The organism is Flavobacterium sp. ASV13 (assembly GCF_000745775.1).
Lineage (GTDB): Bacteria > Bacteroidota > Bacteroidia > Flavobacteriales > Flavobacteriaceae > Flavobacterium.
This window is the reverse complement of record NZ_JQJY01000003.1, coordinates 750,801-757,866: the sequence shown is the minus strand read 5'-3', so window position 1 is coordinate 757,866 and position 7,066 is coordinate 750,801. Positions and strand designations below refer to the sequence as shown.

The 7,066-nt window shown below is 32.8% G+C and carries 6 protein-coding genes; 2 read left to right on the top strand and 4 right to left on the bottom strand.

The window, feature by feature from the left end; all coding sequences use genetic code 11:
- A partial coding sequence (locus GQ47_RS23765; RefSeq protein WP_238567972.1) for a hypothetical protein occupies positions 1-181 on the bottom strand: 181 nt, incomplete at its 3' end.
- A gap of 142 nt (positions 182-323) precedes the next feature.
- On the opposite strand from GQ47_RS23765, the gene pafA reads away from it, so the two are divergent.
- Positions 324-1,964: an alkaline phosphatase PafA gene (pafA, locus tag GQ47_RS10580; protein WP_035648042.1), complete on the top strand. Its 1,641-nt coding sequence runs from the start codon at positions 324-326 to the stop codon at positions 1,962-1,964.
- A 118-nt stretch (positions 1,965-2,082) separates the two neighbouring features.
- Here the strand turns inward: pafA and ald are convergent, their stop codons facing one another.
- Positions 2,083-3,201 (bottom strand): alanine dehydrogenase, encoded by a 1,119-nt coding sequence (ald, locus tag GQ47_RS10575; protein ID WP_035648040.1) that lies wholly within the window; start codon positions 3,199-3,201, stop codon positions 2,083-2,085.
- A 199-nt stretch (positions 3,202-3,400) separates the two neighbouring features.
- Between ald and GQ47_RS10570 the strand changes: the two genes are divergently transcribed.
- Positions 3,401-3,859, top strand: coding sequence for an Lrp/AsnC family transcriptional regulator (locus tag GQ47_RS10570; RefSeq protein ID WP_035648038.1), 459 nt, complete (start codon positions 3,401-3,403; stop codon positions 3,857-3,859).
- 62 nt (positions 3,860-3,921) lie between these two features.
- Here the strand turns inward: GQ47_RS10570 and GQ47_RS10565 are convergent, their stop codons facing one another.
- Positions 3,922-5,370, bottom strand: a complete 1,449-nt coding sequence (locus GQ47_RS10565; protein WP_035648037.1) for a glyceraldehyde-3-phosphate dehydrogenase — start codon at positions 5,368-5,370, stop codon at positions 3,922-3,924.
- A gap of 208 nt (positions 5,371-5,578) precedes the next feature.
- The gene (locus GQ47_RS10560) at positions 5,579-6,979 is read right to left on the bottom strand and encodes a trypsin-like peptidase domain-containing protein (protein WP_035648035.1); all 1,401 of its coding nucleotides are present in this window, start codon (positions 6,977-6,979) and stop codon (positions 5,579-5,581) included.
- Positions 6,980-7,066: the final 87 nt, after the last annotated feature.

Genomic DNA, 7,066 nt, shown 5'->3' with positions numbered 1-7,066 from the left:
ACTTTGGAGAAATCTTCTGGAACTGAAACTTATCATTTACCCCGAAGCGCGTTAGTGATGGGAGCGGCATCCTTTTGCGGGAAACCGGCAGCTGCTCTATTTCCCTGAAACTACTCCCGCAAAAGATACAGCGGACAGCACGGCCCAGAGGGAAACGCCCAAAATATTTTTTACGTTGCATTTTAAATTCAATTAATAATATAGTGTTTTTATCTAGTGATGAAATTCTGTTAAATTAAAGTCAATTTTAGGTTTTAAATTAGCCTGAGCTAGCCTTTTTAAATGTGAATACTTATTTTTGTTATAAATATTATAATTTAAGTATGAAAAAAACTATTGTATTGTTGACATTGTTTGTTATTGCAAATTTAAATGCTCAACAGCGCCCTAAGTTGGTTGTTGGTATTGTTGTAGATCAGATGAAAATGGAATATTTATATCGTTTTTCAGATGATTTTACACAAAATGGTTTCAAGAGATTAATGAATGAAGGATTCACTTTTCAGAATATGCATTATAATTATATGCCAACTTATACTGCACCAGGCCACGCTTCAATTTACACGGGTACAACGCCAGCAACTCATGGCATAGTCGGTAATGAGTGGTTTAGTAGAACTTTAGGCAAAGAAACATATTGTACTGATGATGTAGGAGTAAAAACGGTTGGCGATGGAACTGTCGAAGAAGGTGCAATGTCTCCGAAAAATCTTCAGAGTACTACCATTACAGATGAAGTTAGAATGGCAACTAATTTCCAAGGAAAAGTTATTGGAATGAGCCTTAAAGATCGTGGTGCAATTTTGCCTGCTGGTCATTTTGCTAATTGGGCTTTTTGGTACAGTAAGACTGGTTCTTTTATCTCGAGTACTTTTTATGGAGAAAAATTGCCAGACTGGGTAACGGAATTTAATAACGAAAAAAATTATTTGAAATATATCAATAAAGGTTGGGATTTGTATAAACCAACTTCGGTTTATAATGAAAGTCTTCCTGATAATAATCCGTATGAAGGTAAATTGTACGGAAGTGCTGCACCGGTTTTTCCATATGATTTAAAAACAATGTATGAGAAGAATGATGCGGGAGTTATTAGATCAACTCCATTTGGTAATGATTTATTAGCTGAATTTGCAAAAAAAGCTATTGAAAAGGAGAATCTTGGTAAGGACGATATTACAGATTTCTTAACTGTAAGTTTTTCTTCTACGGATTATGTTGGGCATTTACTTGGACCACGCTCAATGGAACTTCAAGATACTTATTTGAGATTAGATCAAACTATTGCTGACTTTTTAGCTTATTTAGACAAAACTGTTGGTAAAGGAAATTATCTTTTATTTTTAACTGCAGATCATGCTGGAGCTGAGAATGTGATTTATTTGAAAGATCGTAAATATAATGTAGACAATTATCCGTCAAAAGATGTGCGTAAAAGTCTTCAGGATTTTTCAATTAAAACTTATGGAGTCGACTTATTACTGAATTATTCCAACTTTAATATTTATTTCAATAAGCAAATAATTAAAGATAAAGGTTTAGAATTGACAAAAGTAAAACAAGCTTTTAAAGAATTTTTGATTTCACAGCCACAAGTTAAAAAAGTATATACAGAAGAAGAAATTTTAGCTAACGCAGGAAATGATTATTACTTAAATTTTGTTGCAAAAGGTTACGATGTAACACAAGATGGTGATATGGTTGTAATTGATAAACCGGGTAATATAGAATATTCACCAACAGGTACTTCACATGGAACGCCTTATAGTTATGATACTCATGTGCCTGCTATATTTTTCGGGTGGCATATTAAAAAAGGTGAATCATATGATAAAAAAGCGATTACGGAAATTGCTCCAACTGTTGCACAAAAAATCAAAGTTGCTTTCCCTAATGGAACTGAAGCAAAAGTAATGCAGGAAGTTTTAGATGAGAAAAAAGAAGTTTTGAATACTAAAAAATAATTCAGAATAAATAAAAGCCAGTCAATTGACTGGCTTTTATTTTTGCATAAAAAAAGGCTTTTCAATTAAGAAAAGCCTTTTAAATAGTGTTTAGTAAGCACTTATTTTAATGTTAGCACTATGCGTTTGCTAACACTAATTCTTCATTATAAGGAAGATTCCAAGCTTCAGCAACTCCTTTGTAAAGGATTTTTCCATTAGCTACGTTTAATCCTTTTCTTAATTCTTCGTTTTCGGCACATGCTTTTTCCCATCCTTTATTTGCTAATTGTACTGCATATGGTAAAGTTGCATTAGTTAAAGCTAAAGTAGAAGTGTAAGGAACAGCTCCTGGCATATTAGCTACACAGTAGTGAACAATATCATCAATAATAAAAGTTGGGTTTTCGTGCGTTGTTGGAGTGCAAGTTTCGATACAACCACCTTGATCAACCGCAACGTCAACTACAACTGCTCCTGGACGCATTAATTTAAGCATGTCACGAGTAATTAAGTGAGGCGCTTTTGCTCCTGGAATTAAAACAGCTCCAACAACTAAATCAGCATCTTTAATTGCTCTTGTGATATTATAATGATTAGACATCTCTGTATTTACATTTGCTGGCATAATATCGTCTAATTGACGTAAACGTGGCAAACTTAAATCCATGATAGTAACTTGAGCTCCTAAACCTGCCGCCATTTTAGCTGCTTGAGTTCCAACAATACCTCCACCTAAAACTAATACTTTTGCTGGTGGAACACCTGGAACACCACCTAAAAGAATTCCTCTTCCTTTTAATGGTTTTTCTAGGTATTTAGCTCCTTGCTGAATAGCCATACGACCTGCAACTTCAGACATTGGAACTAATAATGGTAAACTGCGGTCTGTTTTTTCTACAGTTTCGTAAGCTAAACAAACTGCACCTTTTTCAAGCATTGCATGAGTTAATTCCTCTGATGAAGCAAAGTGAAAATAAGTGAAAAGTAATTGATCCTTTTTGATTAAAGGATATTCAGAAGCAATTGGCTCTTTTACTTTAATAATCATTTCTGCAATTGCGTAAACTTCTTCAATAGTTCCTAAAACTACTGCACCAGCATTTGTATATTCTTCATCAGCAAATCCACTTCCTAAACCTGCAGTTGATTGTACATAAACAACATGTCCATGTTTTTTCATTTCAGAAACACCAGCTGGAGTTAATGCTACACGATTCTCATTGTTTTTGATTTCTTTTGGAACACCTATTATCATATTGTTATATTTTTTTGTTTTCTTGAATTTGTTTTACAAAGTTACTCGTAGAGAATATATTATTGAATATTGTCTTATAAATAAGAAAATATTATTTTATTTTATATTTTTACAGAAATATTTTCTGTTTTAGAGCTTTTAAGCTTCCGAAAAGAGAAAAAAAGACTAAATTATATTAATTGAAGAAAACGTTTTCGTTATGGTTTTAGATGATATTGACAAAAAAATCTTACGTCTTTTACAGGAAAATGCACATTATACATTAAAAGACATAGCAAACAAAATAAATTTGTCTCTCACTCCTGTTCATGATCGTGTAAAACGTCTTGAAAAAGAGGGTGTTATAGAGAAATATGTTTCTATTTTAAACAAAAAAAAATTAGGTAACAATCTTACAGTTTATTGTCAAGTTACTTTAACCAAACAGACTTATGATACTTCTGAAGGATTTAATCAAGCTATTTTAGAAATGCCAGAAGTTGTTGAATGTAATTATGTTTCCGGGAATTTTGATTATATGCTCAAAATTATAATACCTGACATGGAAAGTTATCATCATTTTCATCAAAAAAAATTGTCTACTTTACCTGAAGTCTCTTTAATAAATACTGTTTTTGTTATTTCAGAAGTTAAAAGCACGACTGTACTTCCAATTTAAGAAAAGAAAAATCCACCAAGAAAACTTGATGGATTTTAGAAATAGTTGGTTTTGGTTTTATATTAATAGTAAGTAAAGCGTCTCACTTTTGCAATATATTTTGCAAGACGAATTACCTGATGGCTGTAGCCATATTCATTATCGTACCAAATATAAAGTACTATGTTTTTTCCATCTTTTGAAACAATTGTAGCATTGCTGTCATAAATTGAAGGTGCAGAAGTTCCCACAATATCAGATGATACTAATTCATTATTCAAAGAATATTTTATTTGTTCGACAAGCTCGCCTTCAAGAGCGTATTTTTTCATGATTTTGTTAATGGCCAAAATCGACGTTGCTTTTTTAACTTCTAGATTTAAAACAACAAGAGATCCATTTGGAACCGGAACCCGAATAGCATTGGAAGTCAGTTTTCCTTCCAATGATGGTAAAGCTTTTGCAACAGCACTTCCGGCACCTGTTTCAGTTATTACCATATTTAATGCAGCAGCTCTTCCACGACGGTATTTTCTATGCATATTATCAACCAGATTTTGGTCGTTTGTGTAAGCATGAATGGTTTCTAAATGCCCTTTTACAACTCCAAGAGTATCTTCAATTACCTTTAAAACTGGTGTTATGGCATTTGTAGTACAAGATGCAGCAGAAAAAATATTGATTTCATCAGGGTTAAAATCATTATGATTTACACCGTGTACAATATTCGGAACGCCTTTTCCTGGGGCAGTAAGTAAAACTTTGCTTGCTCCGTTTGATGTTAAATGTCTTTTTAGGGCTTCTTCTGTGCTAAATGCTCCAGTATTATCAATTACTAGGGCATCATTGATTCCATATGTGGTATAATCAATTTCTTCTGGCGTATTTGCTGATATAATATGAACAGTTGTTCCGTTGATAATTAAAGCGTTATTTTTAGGATCTGCAGTTACTGATCCTTGGAAATCTCCGTGAATTGAATCATAACGCAGAAGAGAAGCTCGTTTCTCTAAACTTGACGCATCATTTTTATCACGAGTTACAATTGCTCTCAAACGCAATTGATTTCCTTTTCCGGTTTTAGACATTAATTCTCTTGCCAATAAACGTCCAATTCTTCCGAAGCCGTATAAAACAACGTCTTTTGGCTGAACCTCTTTAGAAGATTTTGCGTGTTTTAATTTATCCATAACAAAGTATCTTGCATCTGGATATTTCTCATCTTCTAAACGATATTCATAAGTTAATTTTCCCAAATCTATTTTTGCAGGAGGCAAGTCTAACGACAAAACTACTTTTGCGATTTCAACCGAATCAAAAATGGTAATCGGTTTGCCAACAAATTCACCTGCATATTGGTGCAGATTGATTATATCGCTGACATTTTTATCTAATAATTGGTTTTTAAATAAAACCATTTCGATGGATTTGTCATACCATAAATCACTTATAACTTTGATTAATTCGACACCAGCTCTTCTTCGGTCGACTTGTAATGATACCTCTTTTTGGTACAAGGATTTTTTGCTCATAATTGACTAAATTGAAAAAATAAAATGCTCACTATTTTAAAATTTGGCGCAAAAGTATCTATTTCAATCGATTTCGTAAACTATTTTAGCATTTATTTTTGAAAATAAAAAAGCCACCTTAAATTTCTTAAGATGGCATTTTTGAGTTTTCAGAGACAGTTTCAGTTTACAGTTTTTTTTACTGATGACTGAGACTGATATCTGCGACTTAAATAATAATTCTGAAAATTTCTCCGTTTCTGTTTATCATTTCAATTCGGACACTTTGGCCTTCATCTTTTTTGCTTAAAAGTTTCGAAACAGTCTCAACATTTGTTGCCTTTACATTATCAATACTCAGAATAATATTTCCTTGTAATTCATTTTGGTACTGCATTAAATTTTCATTTGTTATGTTTTTGATTTTAACACCATAATCAATTCTGAATCTCTTTTTATCGGCAACGTCAATATTTTCTAATTCGATTCCTTTAAATTCGGCACTATAAAATTCATTTTTACTCAATGTTACCGGAACAGTTTTTGTTTTTCCATCTTTAATATAAGTAACTTTTACAACGTCATTTGGTCTTTTTGTATTGATGTATCCTGAAAGATCTGCATAAGTTGCTATGTTTTGATCATCTAATTTTACAATAATGTCGCCTTTAGTAAGTCCGGCTTTTTCGGCTCCAGAATTTTTAGAAACTCGATTGATATAAAATCCTTGAGTTTCTGTAACACCTAATTCTTTAGAAGCGGTGCTGTTAAGTTCTCCACCTTCAACGCCAAGAATTCCTCTTTGAACATTCCCATATTCCATTATATCTTCAATAATTTTTCTAGCAATATTAGAAGGAACTGCGAAAGAGTAACCTACATAAGAACCTGTCATTGATGAAATCATAGTATTGATCCCAATTAATTCGCCTCGTGCATTTACTAGTGCTCCACCGCTATTTCCAGGATTTACTGCAGCATCGGTTTGAATGAAAGACTGAATTCCACTTTGGTCTAAATTTCTGGCTTTCGCCGAAACAATTCCAGCTGTAACAGTTGAAGTCAAATTATAAGGATTTCCAACAGCCAAAACCCATTCGCCGACTTTTACAGAATCGGAATTAGCAAAAGCCGTATAAGGCAGTTTTTCATCGGCGTTAATTTTCAAAAGAGCGATATCCATTTTAGAATCGGTACCGATTAACTTTGCTTTGTATGACTTTTTATTGTTTAAAGTAATTTCAATTTCTGTAGCGTCTTTAATTACGTGATTATTCGTCACGATATATCCGTCTTCAGAAATAATTACTCCAGATCCGGTACCAACTTGTTCTTGTTGTTGCTGACCTCCGTAACCATAGAAAAATTCCATCATAGGATTGCTGACTGTTCGTCGCGAAACATTTTTTACGTGAACAACAGTATGGATCGTTTTATCGGCTGCAGCAGTAAAATCAACAGTTTCTGCTGATAATGCAACATTTCTGCCAAATGAATTTGGGGCTTGAGTAACAATAGAATTTTCTCTTCCAAAAAAAGAATTACTGCCATCAAATAATAACTTGTAAGCACCAAGGGTAGTAGCACCGCTTAGTAGTGAAACTAAAAATAAGGTTGAAAACTTTTTCATAATTAATGTTTATGTTTTTAAGTTATTTTAGGTGTTTGTTTTTAACATTTATAACGTAAAATTATACCAAAAAATTATTTGGTAAAA

Coding starts and splice junctions, on each gene's coding strand:
- pafA (WP_035648042.1), top strand. CDS start 324: ATGAAAAAAACTATTGTATTGTTGACATTGTTTGTTATTGCAAATTTA.
- GQ47_RS10560 (WP_035648035.1), bottom strand. CDS start 6,979: ATGAAAAAGTTTTCAACCTTATTTTTAGTTTCACTACTAAGCGGTGCT.
- ald (WP_035648040.1), bottom strand. CDS start 3,201: ATGATAATAGGTGTTCCAAAAGAAATCAAAAACAATGAGAATCGTGTA.
- GQ47_RS10570 (WP_035648038.1), top strand. CDS start 3,401: ATGGTTTTAGATGATATTGACAAAAAAATCTTACGTCTTTTACAGGAA.
- GQ47_RS10565 (WP_035648037.1), bottom strand. CDS start 5,370: ATGAGCAAAAAATCCTTGTACCAAAAAGAGGTATCATTACAAGTCGAC.